The organism is Stieleria maiorica, from assembly GCF_008035925.1.
In the GTDB taxonomy this organism is placed as follows: Bacteria; Planctomycetota; Planctomycetia; order Pirellulales; family Pirellulaceae; genus Stieleria; species Stieleria maiorica.
In genome coordinates, this window is the sequence record NZ_CP036264.1 from 4,689,809 (window position 1) to 4,709,463 (window position 19,655).

The following is a 19,655-nucleotide window of genomic DNA, read 5'->3' on the forward strand; positions in this document are numbered from 1 at the left end:
TGCTGAATTACATTCAACTGCTGCCCCGCGCCTTTCATTCCTAATACGCTTTCAATCATCGCGAAATGACTTCACTCTCACCCAACGGACGTCAATTCCTCAATCGACGCAACTTCCTGGGCGGGTCCGCCGGGGCGTTGGGTTCGATCGCGTTATTGGATTTATTGTCCGGCGATCACCTGCTGGCGGCGCGTCCGCTGATTGATCCGGCGCGTCCGTTCGCGCCCCGTGAAAGTCACTTTCCCGGAAAGGCGAAACGCGTCGTCGTGATCTTCTGTGCCGGAGCGGTCAGCCAGCTTGAAACCTGGGACTACAAACCGGAACTGATCAAATTCGACGGCCAACCGCTTCCAGATGGGCCGGCGGTAACCTTTCAAGGTCCCGCGGGAAACTTGGCCCGGCCACAATACACGTTTCGACAACGCGGCCAGACGGGCAAGTGGGTTAGTGACATGATCCCGCACCTGGCGGAATTGACCGACGACATCGCGTTCATCCACTCGCTGACCAGCAAGAGCAACACGCACGGCCCGGCGGAAAACTTTCTTTCGACCGGGACGCCGCTGGACGGGTTCCCCAGTCTGGGATCCTGGGCCAGTTATGCGTTGGGCAGCGAGAATCAGGACTTACCCGCATATGTCGCAATCCCCGATCCACGTGGCGTCCCGCAAAATGGATCCAACAACTGGGGGCCGGGGTTCTTGCCCGCCGCGTTTCAGGGCACACCGCTCAGTTCGAAGGAGCCGATTCGACATCTGAAGGCGCCGATCGTATCGCCCGGAGCCGATCGTGCCGCACGTTCCTTGCTCCAGCAGATGAACCAACGCCATTTGCAGCAACATCCCGGCGATAACAAACTGGCCGCGCGGATCGCCAGCTATGAACTCGCAGCCAGAATGCAATTGAGTGTGCCGGAGATCACCGATTTGAGTTCCGAACCGGAGTACCTGTTGAAGAGCTACGGGGCCGATGATGAATCGAATCCGGTTCGCGCCGCATTCGCACGCAACTGCCTTCTTGCCCGCCGGTTGATCGAAAGCGGTGTCCGGTTTGTGCAGTTGTTTAACGGTGCGTATGCCAGCGGCGGGGAACTCAACTGGGACGGACACAACAAGCTAAAGGAACAATACGACAAGCACGCCGCAATCCTGGATCAACCCGCCGCCGCGATGATCAAGGACATGAAGGCGCGGGGATTGCTGGAAGACACGTTGGTGATTTGGTGCACCGAGTTCGGCCGGATGCCATTTTTCCAAAAAGGATCCAAGGGACGGGACCACAATCCCGACGGATTCACGTGCTGGATGACCGGTGCGGGAGTCAAGCCGGGTGTCAGCCACGGTGTGACCGACGATCTGGGACAAAAGGCCGTCCAAGACGTTCATCCGTTGTACGACTTCAACGCCACCATCCTGCATCTGCTGGGTCTGGATCATGAACGATTGACGTTCCAGCACAACGGCATCGAGCGTCGTCTGACGAATGTCGAAGGCCACGTCATCCGTGAGATCCTGGCGTAAGCAGCGTCGCGGTATTCGCATGCGGTGTGTTGATGCCAGCCCGCACGCGTTAGCAAGGGGCCACGCGGCGCCCCTCGCTCACGCAGCATCCCTCGCTCGCGGGGAGCCCCTCGCTCACGCGTCGGGCTGGCATTGCACTGTTGGTTTTAGAGTGCGGGGGACACGTTTGCGGCGTATCGATCCGATTCCGGCGATCAACCCCAGCAGCGCGAAACACCCAGGTTCGGGGACCGCGGAAATATTCATCACCCCGACGCCCAGTCCTTCGCCGAGTCGAAAATCGAATCCGCCCGATCCGCTGGTCAGCCAGTTGTCGACGATCGGATTGCCTTGACTGTCCAGAAACGACCCGTCGCCGGGGATGTCGACCAGTCGCACGTATTGAATATTGTCCAGATCCAACAATCCCGCGGCCACCAATGCGTCGCCTTGCAATTCATCCAGATCGAACGGCGTTCCAAAGCCAGCTGCGTGTTTGCCGGCCAGGTTGTAGACATTGGTGACGTCAAAGGGCGAAAAGTTGGTTCCGAAACCTCCCGGCAAGGGACCGGTGTTTAGGCTGATACTTGGGAATCGAGCGAAGTCGGAGCCGTTGGTGGAGACGTCGACATAGGCGAATTCGGCAAACAAGCCCGATGTGCCATTAGCATTGGTGCCGAAGGCGAACCCATTTTCGAAAATCGCAAAATCGTGTCCGGCTCCGTTGCCGATTCCGGAGGGAAACAGGACGGTCAAAAACCCCGGCGAGACGCCCGCGGCGATTTCCGCGGCATCCAAGTCGCCCAGGCTGTTGAAACCGCCGTTTTGGTCGATCGCTGTGCTGCCACGCGGGCCGAACATCGTCCGCGTCGAATCAATCACGTCGGCCCACTCGACGATTCGTTGGTCATCGGCGGCAACAGCGCCGTCGATGGCGTGATCGGTCTCTCTCGGACCCGAATAGATTTCGGCGGACAAGGGTGACACGGACAGCAACAGCAGGATGCCGCTGAGGACACCGCTGGGACGAAAGGTGTGAAAATACTTCATTGTAAGTCCATTGCCGAGCACGCCCCCGATCGCCGGTGCGGACCTTCACCACTTTTCCTTCATCGATGAAGGAAACCACGGCGTGATGGAACGCGAACGCGCGGATTCGTCACAACGGCGGAAAGCAGGGAACTGTCGGTCCAATGCGCGATTCGACTCACGCATTGCAACGTTTGCCTCAATCCAGGAAGGCACGAAAACGTCTTGTCGAGATAGGTCTTCTGACTCACCACCGTTTCCGTTTGCTCACAGCCTTCTCATTCGCGCACCCCGCGAACAATGGCTCTTCTTTAGAACGAAGCAACGGATGCGATTCGTTAGGATCGCGAGTGGCACACAGCGGCCGGACCGTCCCGGAATTTCACCGGAGTTCCCTGTTCACTCGCCCGGAAGCATCCGGGCGAGTCATCTCGAACGGCGGCTAGGATAGAACAAGATGCCCGGCTGTCAACACGGTGTTCGATCACGCGACAAACCGTCCGTCATCTCGCAGATTGCGGGCCGATGGGTGGAGTCACTCATGCCCAGCGTCAGCGTGATCATGGCCGGCGTGGTCGTGGCCCGCGTGGTCGTGGCCCGCGTGGTCATGGTCATGTGCCACATTTCCCGTGTAGGACTTGCCGTCGATTTCGATCACGACGGCACCTTCGGCTCCGGCGTCGAGCCAGTCGTGCAATTTCTCGTCGGCGGAATTGAACCGCGAGGACTGTCCCGGCGGGTCATCGGAGTCTGGATCGGCCGCCAAGTCGAACGACGCGACTTGGCCGTCATGCTTCAAACTGAGCATCAGCTTTTCCGCCGCGATCGGGACCTGTTTGCTGGCCGATCCGTCCAAGACATACATCATAATGCCGTCTTCGCCGTGCACCAGTTCGGCATGATAGGCCTCTTTCCCCAGCTCCACCAAGTCGCCGCCGTGGGGGCCGTGCTCGGGGTGCCCATGGTGATCGTGGCTTGTCGCGTGATCGCTACTGTCACTCTGGGACGTCGGACCGCCGCTGTCCGATGACGGATCACTCGTGCCTCCGCATCCAGCCAACACCACGACCAGACCGAGCAATGACATAAGACGAAAGGTGAACTTCATTTCAATCTCTTTCAAAAGGGGGAAGACTTATTGGAATCGAACAGGTCCTGTTACGACCTGTCTTTGAGAATCTGACGGCTGGCGTGGCGACCGACCGACCAAAACAGCGCCGGGCGGACGAAAAACTCGGCCAACGTGCTGGTGATCAGCCCGCCGACGATGACCGTCGCGATCGGATACAGAATTTCTTTGCCCGGTTCTCCTGCGGCCAAAGCCAAGGGCAGCAAACCGATGCCGCTGGTCAGCGCGGTCATCAACACCGGTGCCATGCGCTCCTGCCCGGCTCGTTTAACCATCTGACGCGTCCACGATTCGCCTTCGTGTTCGACCAGATGCAAATAGTGGTTCAGCAACAAGATGCCGTTGCGGCTGGCGATGCCACACAAGGAGATGAATCCGACCATCGCCGCGACGGTCAGGTTTTGGTCGGTGATCACCAAAGCGGCGACGGCACCGATGAATGCGGTCGGTAGCGCGACCAAGACCTGCAGCGAGAAATTCACATTGCCGAACAATGTGTACAGCACCAAAAACATCCCGATCAGCGCCACGACCGACAAAACGGCCAGACGTCGCGATGCCGACTGCTGGCTTTCGAATTGCCCGCCGTACTCGATGAAGTAGCCCGGTTCCAGTTCCATCTCGGCCAGCTTGGTTTTGATTTCATTGACCACATCGACGACTCCCCGCTGGGACACGTTGGCCTGCAGGACGATCCGGCGGCGCACTTGCTCGCGTTTGATCATGTTCGGTCCGCTGCTTTCGTAAATCCGAGCGACAGCCTCCAAGGGAACGACGCCGCCGTCAGAAAGGGGAATGACGAGCCGGCGGAGTTTGGAGACGTCTTCGCGGAACGGTTCGTCCAAACGCACCAACAAATCAAAGGTGCGTTGCCCGAGCAACACCTGACTGACAACTTCTCCGTTCATCGCGGTTTGCACGATCTCCATCACGTGTGCCGGCCGCAAACCGTTTTGCGTTAAAGCGCTCCGATCGAGTTCGATGCGCAATTGAGGAATATTGGTCTGTTGTTCGATCAACACATCCGTCAAACCATCGATGTTCGCGATCCGCCGTTTCATCTCCTCCGCCTTGTTGCGAAGCACGTCCAGGTCATCGCCGTAGAGTTTGATCCCGATTTGGGCCTTCACCCCGGAGATCATGTGGCTGATCAAATGGGCGAGCGGCTGTTCGGTGCTGGAGACGACGCCGGGAATCTCGTCCATCGCGTGTCGGATCTCTCGGATCGTTTCTTCGCGATCGGCATCCTCGGCGATTTCCAAATACAGTTCCGAGACGTTGACGCCTTCGGCATGTTCGTCCAGCTCCGCGCGACCGGTGCGCCGGGCGATGGATTTGACGTTCTCGACTTCCATCAACCGTTGCTGCACGGATTGACCGATCTTGTTGCTCGTCGCCAACGAAGTCCCGGGGGCAAGCAGCGCGTTGACTTGTACGGAACCTTCGTTGAAAGGCGGCAAAAAATCACGCTCCAATTGCGTCACGGCAAACATTGCAAACGCCACCAACACCGCGGCGATTCCCAAGACGGGACCGGGCATCCGGGTGCTGAGATCGATCATCAATCCGGCAATCCCCTTAAACCGTTCCAGCAATCGGCCTTCGGTTGTTGTTTCACCGCCGAGCCATGATTCGAGGACACGAATCAGGATCCAGATGATCGGCGCCAATCCGATCGCCCACCAGATCGCGGCGCCGAGCAAACCGACGGACCAGCCGATCAGCTCGGTCGCACGCGGTAAAACCCAGTAGACGGCCAAGGCGGAGATCCCCAGCGACAACACCGGCACGACGTACCGCCAGAACTTGCGCCCGGTCAACAGCAGCGATGCCAGTACCGGCGTCACCGTCAGCGACACGGCCAAAGAGACGACGAGAGAGACGACGTAGCCGGTTGCCAAGGGGACGAACAACTTGCCTTCCATCCCTTCCAGGGCGAACAGCGGAAGAAAGACCAGCACGACGATCGCTGTTCCGTAAACGACACTGCTGCGGATTTCGATGCTAGCGTCGTAAACAACTTTCAACACCGGCCGCGGGTTGTCGCTCGCGCGGTTCTCTTTCAATCGCCGAAAGATGTTCTCCACATCAACGATCGCGTCATCGACCAGTTCACCGATGCCAACCGCCAATCCGCCCAGTGTCATCGTGTTGATCGACAATCCGAACGCGGCGAACACGCACGCGGTGGCGATGATCGAAAGCGGGATCGCGGTCAGCGTGATGAACGTCGTGCGGAAATTCAACAAGAATAGAAACAGAATCACCAACACCAAAACCCCGCCGTCGGCCAACGCTTCCACAACGTTTTCAATCGCACGGTCGATGAAGGATCGCTGGGAATAGACGTTGGCGACGCGGATGTCGTCCGGCAGTGCCGTTTTTAATTCCTCCAACGCTTCTTCAATCGCACGATCGACGGTCCGCGTATCGCTGCCCGGTTGTTTGTTGACGGTCAGCACCACCGCGGGGCCGCCATCGACGTTGCCAGCGCGATCCCGGACATAGGCGGATGAGTCGCCGCGCATCTCCTGGACGCCCTGGACAACCCGGGCGACATCCCCGAGCGTGATCGGGCGCCCGGAACGCAACGTGATCGCGATCTCGTTCAATTCGCTGAGACTGGTGATCCGTCCCAGACCGCGGACCAGCAACTCATTGGGACCGCGCTGGTCCAAGTAACCGCCGGTGGCGTTCAAGTTCGCCTCGGCCACGGCGGTGTGAACGTCGTGCATCGTCAGATCAAACGAACGCAATTTGTCGGGATCCACCAGGACCTGGTACTGCATCCGTCCACCGCCGATCGTGAACACTTGCGACACGCCGGGGATGGTCAACAGACGCTGGCGGACGACCCAATCGGCCAAGGTCCGCACCTCCATCGGCGGCGTTGTTCCTCCTTCGCTCCACATCCCATACATCAGGATCTGGCCCATGATCGATGAAATCGGTGCCAGCGTCGGCTTGATGCCTTCGGGCAGCTGCTCGGTGGCCAATTGCAACCGCTCGTTGACGATCTGGCGATCGTTATAGATGTCGGTGCCCCAACCGAATTCGACGTCGATGACCGACAGCCCGATGCCGCTGCTGCTACGCACCGCTTCGACACCACTGGCCCCGTTGAACGCGGTTTCCAGCGGGAACGTGATCAGTGCTTCGACCTCCTCGGGCGCCATCCCGGGCGCTTCGGTGATGACGACGACGCGGGGGCGATTCAGGTTCGGAAAGACGTCGATCGGCAGACGCGTCGTTTGATAACCGCCGACGGTCAGCAGGATGACCGCAGCGGCCAACACGATCAGCCGATTTCCTAGTGAGAGTGAAATGATTTTGTCTAACATGGGCGCCGAGCGCGGAGTGGCCGTTGGATGATTGAGTACGTGCGTTGCGGGACGGGGACGCGGTCGATCAGTGATTGTGCCCGGCGTGGGGATCGATCGCGCCGCCCGACCGGTTCTTCATCGCCATCTGCAATTGATGGGCGCCGCCCACGACGATCGTTTGCCCAGGCCAGACCTGACCGTCGTTGGCAACCGCCACGTGCAGCGAATCGCGGGCGAGGACAGAAACGGGCACGCGGTCAAAGTGATCGCCGTTTTCGACGAACAGATAACGCTCGGCACCTTCCTCGGCCACGGCGTCTTTGGGGACGACGATTGCGTCGTCGATCTGTGAAACAGGCAGCCGCACGGTCAGCCGCTGGCCAGGCTTGTAACGCCAGCTGATGTAGCGTTTCTCACCGTGCTGCTCGGTCCGTTCGACCTTGTTGGTCAACGAAACGTAGAACGGCAGGGCGCGCGACCGGCGATCCACTTCGGTTCCGATGTAGATCACCTTTAGCCCGTCGATCAGCTCCGGCCCTTCGCCGGACGATTCAATCACCGCTTGGACATTCGCGCCGTGATCGGCCGCATCTCGCAAGGCTTTTCCGTCGCGTTGAAACGCTTGGCCTTCGATCAACACCTTGCTGAAGTCTGAGAGTTGAGCCAATTCGTCGCCCGCGGCAACCGATTCCCCACGGCGAGCAAGCAACTCGGTGACCAAGAATTCTGCGTCCACGTGCCGATGGTCCTCGGTCACGGCCGGTGGCTGCAAAAGCGACGCGTATCGATGTGGGGACGATTCCGACAGACGATCGTTTGCGTCGCCGAGCGATTCGTGGTGCAACGAGTCGTCTTCGTGAATCAGCGGAGCGTAGACCGTGATCTCACGAATCAAAACCCGCGTGCGCTCGATCTCTTTGATTTGGTTTTCCGTCAATCCGTGCAACAACATCGCCTGCCGAGCCGCACGCACACCTGCCATCAATTTGTCGCGTTCGTACTGGCGTGCGAGCAATGTTTTTCCGGCGATCGCGCCTGAAGTGGCGATCGACGACAACCGATCGATCTCCCGCTGTTCCACGTCCAATTCACCAAGCTTCGTCAGAAACGTTTCCTGCGTGTTGACCAGGTCTTGGTGGGTCAACCGAAGTGTGAACAGCGGTGCACCGCTTTGGACCAACTCGCCTCGGGAAACCAGAATTGAATTCAAAACTCCCGTCAGCGGCGATGTGACCGCGATGTGCGTTCGTCCCGGCCACTGCGTCACCACACCGGGGACTTCGATGTATTGCGTGTACGGTTTCACCTCGATCGGTGATGTGCGCAGCCGCAGGTTGGCGCGTGCTTGCTTGCTCAATTCGATCGACTGGGCGTCGGAGTGGCCCTCGTGGCCGTGGTCGTGACCTTGGTGGGCGTCGCCTTCGTGATCTGCATGATCCGAGTGATCATCCACCGTTTGACGATTGTCTTTACCAATCCCCAGCATCGGTGTGGTGGTCACCCAAACACCGACGGCGATGGTCACGATGATTGCGACGACCGTCGTCGACACGGTACGAACGCGCGCAGGCGAAAGGTTTAACCCAGGCATGGTGTGGCTTCCAAACAGGGGAGCTCGTCCGCGTTGAAGCGAAATCCAACGCGGCGGATCACCGCAATGCGTTGCTGACATCAGCGGCGACAGAAATGGCAAAAAGGATCGAACGCAATGACGTCGATCGCGTGATCAAATCTGCCAAGAGCAGTGCAGCGCGCACCGGGATTGCGAGTCGTCCGGTAACCAGAGGGGTCTGAGTGGTTGGTTCGCGCACCCGTGGCGTGAGGTTCCGATGCGCGATGCGTCGGCGCCAGCCCACGCATGGGGGACTTGGACCGATTCCAGCGAAAATGCAATGCCGCTGGAAGTCAGGTAACTGCACTGAACAACCGAGCAACACGGTGAATCACCCTGTCGGCAGGGCGTTTTCGGACAGCAGCGTTGCCCGCCCGCCAACCACGACAACGCGACAGAAGCCCCTGCGCCGAATGCATCAGCGGACGAAGAATCCTGGCAGCCGCCCCCCCGCTTGGGAGCATGGTCGTGTTGATGGCAGCCGTGTTCGGCGCAGGCGTCCGCCTCGAGCACCGATTCCCGTTGTCCGTGCTCGTGCGGTACACCGGCGCACGCGTGATGGAAACTGCACCCGAGAATCGAGTGCAGCAACATCGCTGCGACGGTGATGAAATTGCACGAGGCGTTCACGTGAGGATTCCTGGTCGAGAACCGATCATTTTTGTTATCGGCGATCGGGTCGTCCGGGTAAAGCCGATTTTTCTACGATGAGGGGGAGGCAGCAAAAGTGTCAGTGCAGCTGAGATGCCGAACTTCTGGATTTACAGGGTACGATCGTCGTTGTCCGCCGCTGATCGGTGCATTTTTTTGGGTCGCTGTCCCTCATCCCCAGCACCTTTCCCCCACAAATCCGGGGGAAAACCATGCCATCGCGACTGATTTGCTTGATCATGCAGCCAGAGAGAGGGGGACGTTTGTCGGTCGAATGCTTGGGATGAGAAGTCTGACGACAGCGATCAATTCGATTACAGTTTTCTTCCGCCGCGGTATCATGCTGCGACCGTGGCTGGTCAATCAATGACGGCTTGTCGGTACCAGTTTCGGTGCCATCAGCCCGTCCAACCGAGATTCCCAATTATGGAAATCCTACAGCGATATCTCCTGGACGTCTCGGGTTTCGTTCCGTTGCTGGTGACGATTGCTCTCGTTCTGGTCGGACTGTTTCTGGTCGACCGAATTCTCAAACGGCGTTGGAAAGATGATCCGGAGGCGCAGTTTCGCTTCCAGTTGATCATGCTGGCGCTGACGTTCGCCGGTTTGCTGTTGGTCGTTCTGGCGCTGCCGGTCAGCGATGAAACGCGCGGCCAACTGCTCAGCTTGATCGGCATCTTGTTCAGTGCCGCGATTGCGCTCTCTTCGACCACGTTCATCGGCAACATTCTGGCCGGGATCATGATGAAGGCCGTCGGCAGCGCCCGTCCAGGAGATTTTATCACCGTCGCAGATTTGACCGGACGAATCACCGAGATGGGCTTGCTGCATACGGAAATTCAAACGGAATTGCGAGATCTGGTGACGGTGCCCAATCTGTTCATGGTGACCCAACCGATGAAGGTCGTGCGTTCTTCCGGGACCATCATCACGATGGAGGTATCCTTGGGCTATGACATCTCCCACCGGGACGTTTCGCGCGTGATGTGTGATGCGGCCAGTCGATCGGGGCTGACGGATTGTTTCGTCCACGTAAGACAATTGGGCGATTTCTCCATCACCTATCGTGTCGCGGGGCTGTTGGAGGATGTCAAAAGCCTGATTTCGGCGCGTTCGCGATTGGCGGAATTCGTGCTCGATGCGTTGCACGCCGCGGATATCGAAATCGTTTCACCCACCTTCATGAACACGCGAGCGATTCCCGACGACAAACAGTTTATCCCCCAGCCGACACTAAAGATGGCCCGCCCCATGGTGACGAAAGCGGAGGACGTGGCGTTTGACAAGGCCGAAGAAGCCGCTTCGGTCGAACAGATTCGTCACGCCATCGACCTGATCGATCGCGAATTGGCAGCGAAGCCGGATGCATCGGACGATACGACCGGACCGACGGTCGAACAATTGAACGCCCGCAAGGAACGGCTGATACAACAGCTAAAAGATGCGCAGGACCATCTGAGTGACTAGGCCTTGGGCCTAATCCCGTAGCGGAAGCCGCCGAAGCTTTCGACTCGCAGCAGTCCACACGGGAGAAGCCGAAATTTTTGGCCAATTCCGCTACCACATACGACCCTTGCCGGACATTAGGGACGATGCCTAGCTGGACAGCGCCACTTAGGCGTAGCTACGCTCGCCAGAGCGTGGAGAACCCTGGGAATCCACCTTCTGGCGAAGGTAGCTACGTTCGACCGGCGATTCACGGTGTTTCTTGACCAAAGTGGCGCTGTCCAGCCAGGCTTTGGCCGCAACTTGGTTTCGGGCAAGGCTGCCCCAAGGGGAGCAATCGTTGGTGTTTAGCCTTCAGGCGATTCCCATCGCTGCGACGCAGCGGCAATGGGCGGCTAATGGCTAGACATCAACACTTACATCCGTGCCAACAACACCAGAATACAACTGCCGTCGTCGATGACGTTGATGCCCGCGTCGCGGGCCGCCTTGCTGGCCTGTTCGTCTTCGGCACCGGGTTGCATCCAGATGTGCTTCACGCCAGCGGTGATCGCGTCGGCAACGACTTTGCGGGTGACGACCGGCGGCGTGATGATCGAAAGCGCGTCGGGGACCACCGGCAGGTCCGCGATCGTGGCGAATGCGCGGTGCCCCTCGATTTCATCCTGAGCCGGGTTCAGCGGAAACACCTCACGGCCGGACGCCAGGAGCGCGCGGAAGACCTTGTTGCCATACTTCTCGCGACGCGTCGATGCCCCCGCGACCGCGTAGGTGTTTGACGCCAAAAAGCGTTCGATGTGGTTCATGGCGTTTACGTGCCTCAAAAAACCATCGTCTCATTGATGCCCGAACACCTCCAACAGATGTTCTACAATTCTGGATCATCGGTCGCCGGCGACTTCACGTTGCCGGCTGTGCGTCTGCATTCCATTCGTTCTTTGCAAATTGCTTGTCCAACGGCGTGTCGGCGATGTGATTGGTGTAATTGGACAGGACTTTGAACGCAGTCCCCACGATCACGTCCAGAACCGTCTGCTTGGTGTATCCGGCAGAAAGCAAGGCATTGATGTCGCTATCGTCCACCCAGCCGCGTTTTTGATTGACCTGCTCGGAAAACACGCGCAACGCCTCCAGTTTCGGGTCGGCAATCGGGGTTCCGTCTCGAAGTGATTCGATCACGTCTTGCGGGACCTTCAACCCTTGCATGATCGACGTGTGCGCCGCCATGCAATAGGTGCACCCGTTCAGCCGGTTGTTGGTCATCGCGATGATCTGGCGTTCCGTCGGCGACAAATCGGTTTTCGTATCGAAAATGTCCGCGACCGAGCGGTAGGCCGCCAACAGTGCCGGCGATTCCGCCATGACGGCATGCAAGTTGGGCACAAACCCATACGTTTTTTGGCTCTTTTCCAACATCGGCTTGCTTTCGCCGGCGGATTCGATCGTGTGAACGGTGAAGTCTGACATGGTCATTCCCTACTCTGTATTGACCTGTTAATCGGGGAGAAACAATGGCGATGTGAGCTGAATGATTAATTGCAGTTCCTGTCCGCCAGAAAGATCGAGATCGCCCCCGGAAAACGTCTCTAGCGACCACCGATCGGCGATGATCGCGGATCGCTGCGAGGTGCCACGATGGCGAAACATCCGGCGGCACCGTCGATACCTCCGTGCTGTCGGATACAAGACGCCGAGGCGACGCCCGCGAAACTACCGCGTCGTCGTGAACTCCAACACGACCAGCACGACCACCAACAATGCCGCCGTGCCGAATGTGATCGCAGTTCGCCCGAGCGGCAACAGGTCCATCAACGTCAACTTGCCCTTGTCTCCGATCGGATCCAAATGACGACTGATCCAGCCGGATGCTTCGGCGAACACGTAGGAGCCGGCGACCATTCCGGCCATCATCGCGATCGCATCGAAATTCCCCTGTCCTACCGCGGCAGCTCCCGTGCCGGGACAGTACGCGGACAACGCAAAACCACAACCGAACAACAGACCACCGATGACATTCGAGGCCAGCCGCGTCGGCTTGATATGGAACTCGACCAGATTTGCTCGGTGAAGCGAATAGATCCCCAACATTCCGACCACGACAGCGGACAGCATCACTTTCACGACGGTGAAATCCGCCAACAGCAGCTGCCCGATCAACACGTGGTATTTCGCGACGCCACCTTTTTGCAGCAAGAAACCGAAGATGATTCCAAACAACAGTCCCAGCATCAGTGACTTCGTCGGCGCGGAAACGGAAACCGGATTCTCGTCCTGGGCTTCGTGATGGGGTTCCGAGTGGGGCGTCGCAGTATCCTGCGATTTATCAGTGATCGTCGACATGCTAAATCTCCAATGGGTCGTAGGCTGCCTATCAGGCGAACATCAGCATCGCGGTGACGATGCCGCCGATGAAAAAGAAGATTGCTGCAATCCACGAACCGACAGCCAACTGCAGCGTGCCGCTGATCCCGTGGCCACTCGTGCAGCCTCCGGCCATCCGCGCACCGAAAGCCATCAGACCGCCACCCAAGAACGCGACAACGATTCGCAACAACCCGCTGTCGACGCCGAAGCGTTCTTGCCACATCAGCGGCAACAGCCGCCCGGTCAATTCGCCGCCGCTCCAGGCCGCCGCAAACGCGCCGAACATGACGCCCGAGACCAGCATCAGTTCCCAGCCGACTTTCGGCGGATTGTCTCGAAAATACTTGAGCCGCCCGGTGTGTTGCGGCGCAGCCAAATTGCCCAACATTCCGGCGACGCGTGCGTAAGCGGTCGACGCCCCCAACGGTTTGTTTGAAAAATAGAACGTCAACATCGAGAGGCACCCGATCAGCGCGCCGACCAAGTAGGGCGACCATGCCGGACCGGAATACTCCAACGGATTGACGTTGGCCACGATCAAGAATGACATAGTTTGAATCATCATGCGGTTGCCTCCTCCGGTTTTTCACTCGCGAAGCCGGCGGCCGACCACGCACTCCAGCTTCCCGGTACATTACTGACATCGCGGAAACCACGTGCCTTCATCAAACTCGCTGCAATGCTGGCGCGGTACCCGCTGGCACAGTAGGTCGCGTAGCGTGCCTCTTTGTCCAGACCATTGATCCGCTCGCGCATGTCGGCGACGAAGTAGTGTTTCGCGCCGGGAATGTGCCCGGTTTTCCACTCGTCTGGCCCGCGGACATCCAATATTGTCAGCCCCTGATCGGTGACCTGCAACTCGCGCAATCGCTGGACAGGAATCTGCTCCAACGTCTCCAGCGGCAGCCCGGCGGTTTCCCACGCCTTCATCCCGCCGCTCAGATACCCCGCGAAGCTGCAATGACCGGTCCGGACCAGCAACCGCTGGATCCGATCCAGGTCCTCTTCGCTATCGACGACCAGCAACAAACGTTGATCGAGATCGAACATTTGACCGGCCCACGCCGACAACTCCGAACGCCCCGCGATATTGATCGCGCCGGGCACGTGACCGCCCCCGAACGCCAGGATCGACCGTGTGTCCAACACATGCACACCAGGCTCGCGTGCCACGCGGCGGAACTTCTCCGGCGGCAGAGCCGGCAGGGTTGGCAAGCGATCCATGATCTCCGGCCCGGCCGCATTGACCTTCTTTAGTTGCGGGTAGTGCCAAGGAACGGGAGGCGCTTCGTCGACCACGAAGCGACAAAACGATTCCAGGTCGGGATAGCGAAGGAACGGATTCGTCCGCCGTTCATACCCGATCGTACTCTGCAGCCGATCACCGATGGCTGCCCCGCAGGCCGAACCGGCCCCGTGCCCTGGGAAGACCGTCACAAAGTCGTCCAGTTTCAAAAAATAGTCGTACAGCGTGTGGTACAACGCCTCGGCCAACTCCGCGGTCTGGCCTTCGCCGAGCAAGTCCGGTCGCCCGGCGGATCCGACGAACAATGAGTCTCCGGTAAACACCGCCCACGGCGTGTCGGGGCGATCGCTCTCACAAATCTCGAACGTCATGTGCTCGGGCGTGTGTCCGGGCGTATGTCGGGCCGTCAAGCGAAACGAGCCGAAATCGAACACGTCTCCGTCGGTAACACCCTGACCGTCAAACCGGTAATCGGCACCGTCGCTGCTGAGGAAAACTTGAGCCCCGCCGACCCGCTCGGCGAGTGATCGGCTTCCCGACAAAAAGTCGGCGTGAATGTGCGTTTCGAAAATGTGTGTGATCGACAGGCCGTGCTTCCGCGCGAGTTGTTCGTAGATCTCGACATCGGTTCGCGGATCGATCACCGCGGCGCGGCCGGAGTCTGTGTCACCAAGCAGATAGGAAAGTTGTGCGATGCCATCGGTCAAAATAGTTTCTTGGACAAACATCCAGAAATCCCTCCGTTACAGTTGCATTGGTTGTCAAATCCCTTGCGGTGGGATCGTCCCCACCGCTCGCCCCGCCCCAATCGAAAAGCGGCGGTCCTTCCACTGCGTCGCACAGCGACGCGATGAAGGCGTTATCCATCGTTGCATCCAATCATCTCGGTAATCCAATTGTGAATGGTCAATCAACCACCACTCACGATGCAGACCTTTGATTCGGGATGCCACGCGTCTTCCGGATCGCGTCGATCAATTCCGCCTTGTTCATCTTGCTGCGCCCCTTGACGCCTAGTTCGGAAGCCAAATTCTGTAGCTGGTCGACCGTCCGGTCTTCGAGCTTGGAGTTGGGGTTTCCCGTCCCCTGCGTCGTCCGGTTAGGCGTACGCCCCTCGATTCGTCGCTGTTGATTGACGGTGCGAGCGGCAACTTCCTTGGCCGATTCTTCTTCTTTCCCGCGATCCAATTCACTTTCTTTGATGTGTTCGTATTGCCGCCTGTCTTTTTCTCTCCACTTTGGCATGCTTCATCTCCTTTTCTGTACGGCCCGCGTCTGGCGACGAATTTGGATTGAGAGTCAGTTGTTCCAAGAAGCTCGCGATACAACTCTCGTGCCAGCGCAGTGTGGCGTGCGGCAATGAGCCTTGTTCGGCATAGAACCCGACATGACCGCCATCGGGCACGATCGCGCGATGCAGCTTTTGATTACCCTTTCCGTCGTACTGCCGATAGTCGTTCGTGCTGACAACGGGATCGTTCTCGGCGAAGATCAACAGGGTGGGGACGTCGATCTCGGACAGAAGCGGGCCGGCGGAGTTTTCTCGATAGTACTCTTCCACCGATGCGAATCCGCAGCGTGGGGCGGTAAACGTTTCGTCAAACATCCATACGCTGCGTGCCTGCCGGATCGCAGCGCATTCATCGTCCGTCAAATCCGCCGGACCATCCAATACCTCTGACTTCATCCGACGCAACAAATACCTTTGGATCGGCCAGACCGACGGCTTGGACAGGTTGAGCGCGGTCGAACGCAAATCAAGCGGCGCGGAAACCGTTATAGCGCCCACGACTCGACGATCGATGTCCTCTTCGGCGAGAAACTTCAACAGCACGCTACCGCCGAGCGAAAAACCGACCAGAACGACTCCATCGTCAAGTTCACCTTGCGCCCAGTCATCACGCTGTACCGCTCGCATCAGCGCGCTCAAGTCGCCGGTGCGACCGGGATGGTGAATCCCATCCGACTTCGGATCGGCGTCTCCGCATCCACGAAAATCGAGGCAAACGACACGGTTGCCCTCATCGCACAGCAGTCGCGCCGCGCTGACGATGTAATCACTTTGCGATGTCCCGCCCAGGCCATGCAGCAAGACCACCAGCGGACGATCCGCTACCGGATGGTCGGGGCGATAGAAATCGCCCGCCAAGATATCGCCGGAACCGTCTCGGATCGGCAACTCGATCGACGTGCAATCGAACCGATCAAGCGCAGACTCTGGCGTCGGCCTGAATTTGTTCCCCACGGTCTGCAACATTCCGCCCAGGGTATTGCCGGCCAGAAAGGGACGAGTCGCGCGCGGCCAGAACGGCTTGTAGTCAGGCAAACGCAACGAAGACGGCCGGCGGTTCATGAATAATTCCAAACAAATCGGTTCCCCAAAAGCTCGGTGAAGTGAATCTCAACCCGAGTGCATTGCCCGCTGTAATGCGATTGTCATGCCAAATCCGCACCGGAGGGAAACTTTCGCAGGACTGGCATCCTGCCTGTCAACCCAAAACTGACAAACCCGGAGCCTTTTCGATCGCAGAAGCCTGACGTCCATTCACTACCTGACCGCGAAAGGACCAATCAGAACGAAATTTGACCAGCCCTCTTCCACGCTGTCTGGCTATTCAGCTTCCTATCAGCTGAAATGCCACCAGACCGACCGTTGCCAGCGACAACACGATCGCAAAAGCGGCGACCAGGCCATCTTTCGCCAACAACGCAACCGCCAACGCGGCGATAGCGCCCCCCGCCAAGTTCGCACTAAATGGAATGAATTCCAAAACGGGAGTTGTCATGGCAATCAGGATCGACGCGACGGCGACCAACGACGCTCCGGCGTGTCGCATGAGCCATTGGTACCTTGGTTTAGTAACTCGATCCATCCAATGGGCCGGCTTGCGGACCCATGAGATCATCTTCTTAGCGCGCTCCGCGCTTACCTTTCGACGTTCCACCCAGTCCGGAATCCAAAGATGATCACGGTACATCACAATTTGCACCGCCACCACAATGACAAGCAAGCCGAGAATAACGGGGACTCCAGGGATATCCGCCGGACCTGGTACCACCATGACCAGACCAATGACCAGCAACAACGGCGCGAAAGAATGCTGGCCAAGGATATCCATCACTTCGCCGAACGTCAGCGGATCATGATGCTCCGCCGCATCGTCCAACTCGTCCAAAATGCCTTCGGTGGGGTGTTGCGGTGAAACGGCCATCGATTACTGGATTTCTCTGTTTGGCGTGCTTTGGTATTTGTGACGGATCCTCTTCGCGAGGCAATTCACGTACCAAACACTCCACCGAAAACCACCAATGCCCTGGGCCGAATCAAATTCTCCGGCGTTGCTGGATCGGACCGGACATTCGCCGTCCAATCCGAGGTCGGCGCACTGCACCCCTTCGCTTTTCCGACCCGCGGATTCCAAAGAACGCGGCGACCCTCGCACCGCATCGTCAACCTGAGAATTGAGCCGCGGTCGCCTACTCGTGGGAAGCGGCCGTTTTTTCGCAGCACCCGCACAAGCAGCCGTAGTGCTGGTTGAGCAGATGCGCCAGTACGAGCACAAACCCGCCCAACGGAGTGATCCAGGGCATTAATCGCCCCACCCAAGCGGGCAGCGTCGGGGGCGTGGAAGGGTTCAAACCGGCCAACACCGGGTCGGGATGGGCTGCGTGATCGTCGGCCGCACAGAATGGGCAACAGGCGTCGGTGCAGACCTCCGTGGAGGTCGCCAAAGCCAAATCGCCTGAAACACTCGTGGCGTCCATCGGAGCTGAAACCACTTCGCTTTCACAGCTCGCACAGCACTCTCCGGCGAACCCGAAGGCGGCAACCGAAATCAGCACCAGTCCGACGCTGCCGATGATGACCGGCTTCAACCGTCCGTGTTTCCGGAATCCGGGCACGAACGCGGTCAAGGCGATGATAAAACAACCAACGGCCATCCATTGGTGAAACGCCTCGTCGGCCAGAAAGCTTAGCCCCAACGCCGGCAAATACGCGATCACGAACGGCATCGCGGCGCAGTGAATCGCACACCCGATCGAGGCGACCATCCCGGCCCAATCGCTCCACCCGATCCAAGCCGATCGAGCAGGTTGTCCCGTCGGTCCCGCCGAGACGACATCAATCACACACAACTCGCGACTCACTGACAATCCTTCATTTAATCGAAAACCGTTGGTGTTTCGCCTTATGGCGACTCCCGATCGCCGCGGCGCAGCGATCCTAGGCGGCTCAAGGGGCCGCCCTACGTCGGACGCTCAATCTTCTCTGTACGATCTTCTCTGTACGATGGCCCTTCCGGGCCGTCGTCCGCGGAACTCAATGCGACACCCCAGCATGGACGTCGTACAGCCCTTCCCACCGGAGTGCATCACACAAGCCAAATTATCGCAGATGCAAACAGCTTGCAAGTACCTATCGGATCGATTCTCCGCTGCATTGAGTAAATCGCCGGAAACCGATGCACTCCCGGGAGGGGTAAACGGTAGGACCGGCTCATAGCACCGCCTGGAGTCTGGTGAACTGTTCCGAAATCACGTCGGATATTTCATCCACATTCGCGGGCTCGCCACCGTGCAATGAATCGTCGAGCTTTCCGAAACCATCCATCAATTCTTCGATGACGTTTTTCACCGCCGCCAAGCCTCCGCTCGATAACCCCGCCTTTTCCGCGAGCTCCGGCACGAAACGATTAAATCAACAGGCTGTTACGGCGACGGCGTCGGAACAGCGTCATTCCCGAAACCGCGAACCCCAACGCGGCGAAACCGGACGGTTCGGGAATTGCCGTGATGGTGACCGTCCCAAAATTGGAAAAGGACTCGGCGGCGATCGGCAGCGATGCGAACCCGTCATCCAGAAAGTCGGTGTCGGCGTCATCGACCATCGAGATTTGAAATTGCGAGCCCACGGCTGCCTGAGACGTATCAAAATCGAGCGTGACCAACAGCCGATTTTCGGCGGTCACCTCCACCACACCGGCCGGCCCCATGGTGCCGTCGCCGGCGACAATCGTGTTCGGCGCGGTCACCGTGCTTGAGAGACCATCGTGCGTCGTGCCGGCAAAAATGTAATTCGAATCGCCGTAGTGCGCATCCCGTGGAGGATCCAGGAATGAAAGTCCGCCGCCCGCGATGGGCGTGATTCGGAACTTCGCCGAGTAGATGCCCAGAAAGTCGGTTTGGGCAGCAGTGCTTCGAATGAAGACGTCAAGCTGCCCGGTTTCACCCTGGTTGATCGCCACTTGTGGCTCAAATGCAATCACGATCTCCGCAGCCGAATCCGTGCTGATGAAGACACAGGCGATCAGGGTCGTGATGCAACAAATGCAGTTTCGAATTGACATGGTTGTTC

17 protein-coding genes and 1 riboswitch are annotated in these 19,655 nt (G+C 58.6%); of the genes, 2 read left to right on the forward strand and 15 right to left on the reverse strand.

Annotated elements, in window-relative coordinates:
- Positions 1 to 65 precede the first annotated feature (65 nt).
- Complete coding sequence (locus Mal15_RS15875; RefSeq protein WP_147868665.1) at positions 66 to 1,520, forward strand: DUF1501 domain-containing protein; 1,455 nt, start codon at positions 66 to 68, stop codon at positions 1,518 to 1,520.
- Positions 1,521 to 1,634: 114 nt separating this feature from the next.
- On the opposite strand, the gene Mal15_RS15880 is transcribed toward Mal15_RS15875, so the two are convergent.
- The 4 genes from Mal15_RS15880 to Mal15_RS15895 all read right to left on the reverse strand — a co-directional run bounded on the left by Mal15_RS15880 (position 1,635) and on the right by Mal15_RS15895 (position 8,571).
- Complete coding sequence (locus tag Mal15_RS15880; protein ID WP_199773871.1) at positions 1,635 to 2,549, reverse strand: PEP-CTERM sorting domain-containing protein; 915 nt, start codon at positions 2,547 to 2,549, stop codon at positions 1,635 to 1,637.
- 193 nt (positions 2,550 to 2,742) lie between these two features.
- Positions 2,743 to 2,977: riboswitch (cobalamin riboswitch) on the reverse strand.
- Between the two features lie 86 nt (positions 2,978 to 3,063).
- The gene (locus Mal15_RS15885; protein ID WP_147868666.1) at positions 3,064 to 3,636 is read right to left on the reverse strand and encodes a hypothetical protein; all 573 of its coding nucleotides are present in this window, start codon (positions 3,634 to 3,636) and stop codon (positions 3,064 to 3,066) included.
- Between the two features lie 50 nt (positions 3,637 to 3,686).
- Positions 3,687 to 6,998 carry an efflux RND transporter permease subunit gene (locus Mal15_RS15890; RefSeq protein WP_147868667.1) on the reverse strand — a complete coding sequence of 1,104 codons (3,312 nt, stop codon included), beginning with the start codon at positions 6,996 to 6,998 and terminating at the stop codon, positions 3,687 to 3,689.
- Between the two features lie 67 nt (positions 6,999 to 7,065).
- The gene (locus Mal15_RS15895) at positions 7,066 to 8,571 is read right to left on the reverse strand and encodes an efflux RND transporter periplasmic adaptor subunit (RefSeq protein ID WP_147868668.1); all 1,506 of its coding nucleotides are present in this window, start codon (positions 8,569 to 8,571) and stop codon (positions 7,066 to 7,068) included.
- Between the two features lie 1,098 nt (positions 8,572 to 9,669).
- Here Mal15_RS15895 and Mal15_RS15900 point away from each other — a divergent pair.
- Positions 9,670 to 10,710, forward strand: a complete 1,041-nt coding sequence (locus tag Mal15_RS15900) for a mechanosensitive ion channel family protein (RefSeq protein WP_147868669.1) — start codon at positions 9,670 to 9,672, stop codon at positions 10,708 to 10,710.
- Between the two features lie 395 nt (positions 10,711 to 11,105).
- Here the strand turns inward: Mal15_RS15900 and Mal15_RS15905 are convergent, their stop codons facing one another.
- The 11 genes from Mal15_RS15905 to Mal15_RS15950 all read right to left on the reverse strand — a co-directional run bounded on the left by Mal15_RS15905 (position 11,106) and on the right by Mal15_RS15950 (position 19,647).
- Positions 11,106 to 11,495 carry a CoA-binding protein gene (locus Mal15_RS15905; protein ID WP_147868670.1) on the reverse strand — a complete coding sequence of 130 codons (390 nt, stop codon included), beginning with the start codon at positions 11,493 to 11,495 and terminating at the stop codon, positions 11,106 to 11,108.
- 94 nt (positions 11,496 to 11,589) lie between these two features.
- A complete protein-coding gene (locus Mal15_RS15910) occupies positions 11,590 to 12,156 on the reverse strand; it encodes a carboxymuconolactone decarboxylase family protein (RefSeq protein ID WP_147868671.1) in 567 nt (188 codons plus the stop codon).
- Between the two features lie 243 nt (positions 12,157 to 12,399).
- On the reverse strand, positions 12,400 to 13,029 hold the full coding sequence (locus Mal15_RS15915; RefSeq protein ID WP_147868672.1) for a YeeE/YedE family protein: 630 nt from the start codon (positions 13,027 to 13,029) through the stop codon (positions 12,400 to 12,402).
- 31 nt (positions 13,030 to 13,060) lie between these two features.
- A complete protein-coding gene (locus Mal15_RS15920) occupies positions 13,061 to 13,618 on the reverse strand; it encodes a YeeE/YedE thiosulfate transporter family protein (protein ID WP_147868673.1) in 558 nt (185 codons plus the stop codon).
- The gene (locus Mal15_RS15925; protein ID WP_147868674.1) at positions 13,615 to 15,027 is read right to left on the reverse strand and encodes an MBL fold metallo-hydrolase; all 1,413 of its coding nucleotides are present in this window, start codon (positions 15,025 to 15,027) and stop codon (positions 13,615 to 13,617) included. Before Mal15_RS15925 ends, Mal15_RS15920 begins: the two co-directional genes overlap by 4 nt.
- 193 nt (positions 15,028 to 15,220) lie before the next feature.
- Positions 15,221 to 15,544 carry a Rho termination factor N-terminal domain-containing protein gene (locus Mal15_RS15930; RefSeq protein WP_147868675.1) on the reverse strand — a complete coding sequence of 108 codons (324 nt, stop codon included), beginning with the start codon at positions 15,542 to 15,544 and terminating at the stop codon, positions 15,221 to 15,223.
- The gene (locus Mal15_RS15935) at positions 15,489 to 16,652 is read right to left on the reverse strand and encodes a YheT family hydrolase (protein ID WP_147868676.1); all 1,164 of its coding nucleotides are present in this window, start codon (positions 16,650 to 16,652) and stop codon (positions 15,489 to 15,491) included. Before Mal15_RS15935 ends, Mal15_RS15930 begins: the two co-directional genes overlap by 56 nt.
- Positions 16,653 to 16,914: 262 nt before the next feature.
- The gene (locus Mal15_RS15940; RefSeq protein ID WP_147868677.1) at positions 16,915 to 17,511 is read right to left on the reverse strand and encodes an exopolysaccharide biosynthesis protein; all 597 of its coding nucleotides are present in this window, start codon (positions 17,509 to 17,511) and stop codon (positions 16,915 to 16,917) included.
- Between the two features lie 265 nt (positions 17,512 to 17,776).
- Complete coding sequence (locus Mal15_RS15945; protein WP_233903485.1) at positions 17,777 to 18,448, reverse strand: MerC domain-containing protein; 672 nt, start codon at positions 18,446 to 18,448, stop codon at positions 17,777 to 17,779.
- Positions 18,449 to 18,797: 349 nt separating this feature from the next.
- Complete coding sequence (locus Mal15_RS34120; protein ID WP_167546848.1) at positions 18,798 to 18,944, reverse strand: hypothetical protein; 147 nt, start codon at positions 18,942 to 18,944, stop codon at positions 18,798 to 18,800.
- Positions 18,945 to 18,993: 49 nt separating this feature from the next.
- Positions 18,994 to 19,647, reverse strand: coding sequence for a PEP-CTERM sorting domain-containing protein (locus Mal15_RS15950; RefSeq protein WP_147868678.1), 654 nt, complete (start codon positions 19,645 to 19,647; stop codon positions 18,994 to 18,996).
- Between the last annotated feature and the right edge of the window lie 8 nt (positions 19,648 to 19,655).

What these genes read in the sequence shown, in the direction of transcription:
- Mal15_RS15900 (WP_147868669.1), top strand. Translation starts at nt 9,670, where the DNA reads ATGGAAATCCTACAGCGATATCTCCTGGACGTCTCGGGTTTCGTTCCG.
- Mal15_RS15950 (WP_147868678.1), bottom strand. Translation starts at nt 19,647, where the DNA reads ATGTCAATTCGAAACTGCATTTGTTGCATCACGACCCTGATCGCCTGT.
- Mal15_RS15880 (WP_199773871.1), bottom strand. Translation starts at nt 2,549, where the DNA reads ATGAAGTATTTTCACACCTTTCGTCCCAGCGGTGTCCTCAGCGGCATC.
- Mal15_RS15915 (WP_147868672.1), bottom strand. Translation starts at nt 13,029, where the DNA reads ATGTCGACGATCACTGATAAATCGCAGGATACTGCGACGCCCCACTCG.
- Mal15_RS15925 (WP_147868674.1), bottom strand. Translation starts at nt 15,027, where the DNA reads ATGTTTGTCCAAGAAACTATTTTGACCGATGGCATCGCACAACTTTCC.
- Mal15_RS15895 (WP_147868668.1), bottom strand. Translation starts at nt 8,571, where the DNA reads ATGCCTGGGTTAAACCTTTCGCCTGCGCGCGTTCGTACCGTGTCGACG.
- Mal15_RS15940 (WP_147868677.1), bottom strand. Translation starts at nt 17,511, where the DNA reads ATGGCCGTTTCACCGCAACACCCCACCGAAGGCATTTTGGACGAGTTG.
- Mal15_RS15875 (WP_147868665.1), top strand. Translation starts at nt 66, where the DNA reads ATGACTTCACTCTCACCCAACGGACGTCAATTCCTCAATCGACGCAAC.
- Mal15_RS15935 (WP_147868676.1), bottom strand. Translation starts at nt 16,652, where the DNA reads ATGAACCGCCGGCCGTCTTCGTTGCGTTTGCCTGACTACAAGCCGTTC.
- Mal15_RS15920 (WP_147868673.1), bottom strand. Translation starts at nt 13,618, where the DNA reads ATGATGATTCAAACTATGTCATTCTTGATCGTGGCCAACGTCAATCCG.
- Mal15_RS15885 (WP_147868666.1), bottom strand. Translation starts at nt 3,636, where the DNA reads ATGAAGTTCACCTTTCGTCTTATGTCATTGCTCGGTCTGGTCGTGGTG.
- Mal15_RS15930 (WP_147868675.1), bottom strand. Translation starts at nt 15,544, where the DNA reads ATGCCAAAGTGGAGAGAAAAAGACAGGCGGCAATACGAACACATCAAA.
- Mal15_RS15910 (WP_147868671.1), bottom strand. Translation starts at nt 12,156, where the DNA reads ATGTCAGACTTCACCGTTCACACGATCGAATCCGCCGGCGAAAGCAAG.
- Mal15_RS15890 (WP_147868667.1), bottom strand. Translation starts at nt 6,998, where the DNA reads ATGTTAGACAAAATCATTTCACTCTCACTAGGAAATCGGCTGATCGTG.
- Mal15_RS15905 (WP_147868670.1), bottom strand. Translation starts at nt 11,495, where the DNA reads ATGAACCACATCGAACGCTTTTTGGCGTCAAACACCTACGCGGTCGCG.